Annotated in this window: 3 protein-coding genes; all 3 read left to right on the top strand. The window is 66.8% G+C overall.

Annotated features, from left to right (window positions below):
- Positions 1-332 precede the first annotated feature (332 nt).
- From I0Q12_RS33970 to I0Q12_RS26040, 3 genes are read left to right on the top strand one after another with little or no spacing between them, the layout of a single operon-like run.
- Positions 333-749 carry an integrase gene (locus I0Q12_RS33970; protein ID WP_231611461.1) on the top strand — a complete coding sequence of 139 codons (417 nt, stop codon included), beginning with the start codon at positions 333-335 and terminating at the stop codon, positions 747-749.
- A complete protein-coding gene (locus I0Q12_RS33965) occupies positions 713-1,336 on the top strand; it encodes a site-specific integrase (protein WP_307846535.1) in 624 nt (207 codons plus the stop codon). Before I0Q12_RS33970 ends, I0Q12_RS33965 begins: the two co-directional genes overlap by 37 nt.
- Entirely contained in the window at positions 1,333-1,905 is a 573-nt protein-coding gene (locus I0Q12_RS26040) for a hypothetical protein (RefSeq protein WP_197256125.1), read from the top strand. Before I0Q12_RS33965 ends, I0Q12_RS26040 begins: the two co-directional genes overlap by 4 nt.
- Positions 1,906-2,242: the final 337 nt, after the last annotated feature.

Raw genomic sequence — 2,242 nt, 5'->3', positions numbered from 1 at the left:
AGAGCCCGTTGCGTCGAGAGGCGCACGGCGGGTTCGGCGAGAGGTCCGGGGAAACGGGGCGGGAGCAATCCCGTCACCGCGCCCCGGACCTACTCAGCGAAGGCGCTGCCGCGCTGCACTATTCCAGGTGGATCACGCGTTTCCGAAGCAGGTCGAGGTTGGCTCGCCCGTACATCTGCCGCTTGAGCATCTCAAAAGTTACGTGGAATCTGGCCGTGGGGATGATCCTGTTCTCCTCGGGGTTGACCACGGAACTGAGGAGACGATGTGAGCGGCACGGTGGCGTGGGAGGAGAAGTGGCCGGTGCTGGGCCGGCATGTGCAGACGGCCGGGTGGCTGCGACTGTGGACCGATCTCGGGAGGGCGTCCCGACAATCGACGCCTACGCCCGGGGACTCGCCGAGTACCTGCAGATGTGCGAACGTGAAGGCGTCGACCCGCTCACCGCCAGCCGGGCCCATATCGGTATCTATGTGCGGGAGTTGACCGAGCGACCCAGCTGCCGAGGCTCGAACGTGGTGTCCCTCGATTCCGGCTGCGGGCTCGCCAACGCCACGATTCAGCAGCGGCTGGTGCCGGTGCGACTGTTCTACGACCACCTCATGGAGGAGGGGCTCCGCGAGTCCAATCCTGTTGGCCGGGGCCGCTTCACGCCCGACCGGCGCGGTGGCGGTCATCAGCGCGGGTTGGTGCCCCGGTTGACGAAGCTGCCGTGGATCCCCACCGAGGGCAGTGGGCGGACATCCTGACCGTCGCCGCCGCGGAACCGATCCGCAACCGGGTGATGCTCGCCCTGGCCTACGATGCCGCGTTGCGCCGTGAGGAGCTGTGCTCGCTGCGCACCGACGACCTCGACCCCGCCCACTGCACCCTGCGGATCCGGGCGGCGACGACGAAGAACCGCCTCGAGCGGGTCGTGCCCTATTCGGCTGCAACTGGGGTGCTGCTGTCGGGCTATCTCGCGCACCGGGCGAGCCTGAGCAGGGCACGCGGACCGCTGTTCTTGTCGGAGTCTCGCCGCAATCACGCCCAGCCGCTGAGTCTGTGGACGTGGTCGAAGGTGGTGCGACGGATCGCGTTGGCCGCCGATGTTCCGCGGTTCTCCACCCACACTATCCGGCATCTGTGTCTGACCGATCTGGCTCGGATGGGATGGGAGCTGCACACGATTGCGACCTTCGCCGGGCATCGCCATACTCACTCGACGCTGCGGTATATCCACCTGTCCGGACGGGATCTGGCCGACAAGCTCGGCCGCGGCATGGACCACATCCACGCCCGGCGCATCGCGATGCTCACCGGCATGGACGCCACCGCGGCAGGAGCTCCACAGTGACCGTGCCACTGTCGGGGATGACTGACGACGTACTCGAATCACGCTGGTGTTCACCGCTAGTCGAGCATCACTTCGATACCGCCATTGAGGTCCGAGTCGAGGAAGCCGCGGCGATCGGTGAACTCGGTGTGCGCAACCTGCGGCGGCTGCAGCATCACGATCCGACAGCGCCGCGCTGGCGCGGGATCGAACGATTGCTGCAACCTCTGGAAGCGGTCAATGCCGATTTGGATTCTCCTGCCACTGCGCATCGGCGGCGCGCCATGGCCGACGTGGTCGCGGTGCTGCTGGTGTGTTGCGCCGAGAAGGAGCGGACCTTCTGGGGTTGGAGCACGCAGGAATGGATCGATCTGCTCGGCCGGGATCAGTCCGAGTTCCGCCGGCGCGCACCCGCTTGGGTCGGCGACGAGGTCCGCCCCTACCTCGCTGCGCACGCCTACCTGCTGGGCTCGTTCACCGAGTTCCACCGGCTCGGCAGCTTCCAACGACTGACCCTGTCGTGGCGGATCTTCGGGCGCGACCGGGTCAACGGCGAAGTCGCCCGTCGTCGTAAAGCGCTCGCCGAGTGAGGTTATAGACTCGGTCGCGACGACGACACGCTGCTGCCGATGGTGGCCTGCCAACTTTTCCTGCTCAACCGGAGCCCGCATCTCAAGGACCTCACCACCGAACTGTTCGAACGGGTCCGCCGTGACAGGCTGCTCGGCGGCGCCCGGCTGGGCACTGTCCATGCCGTGCAGCGGGCGGTAAATGCTTTGGGGTTCTGCGACCCACCACCCGCGATGATCGGTCCTCGCGCCACCGGCGGTGCACAGGTCTGGCAGCAGTGGGTCGACCGCTCAGAGCGAACGGGCCGGGGATCTGCTCTCCGATGACGACTCTATGAGCGCCTGCTGGAGGTTACCG

The organism is Rhodococcus sp. CX, from assembly GCF_015865005.1.
Classification (GTDB): Bacteria; Actinomycetota; Actinomycetes; order Mycobacteriales; family Mycobacteriaceae; genus Rhodococcus.
This window is presented reverse-complemented; position numbering and strand designations above follow the sequence as displayed.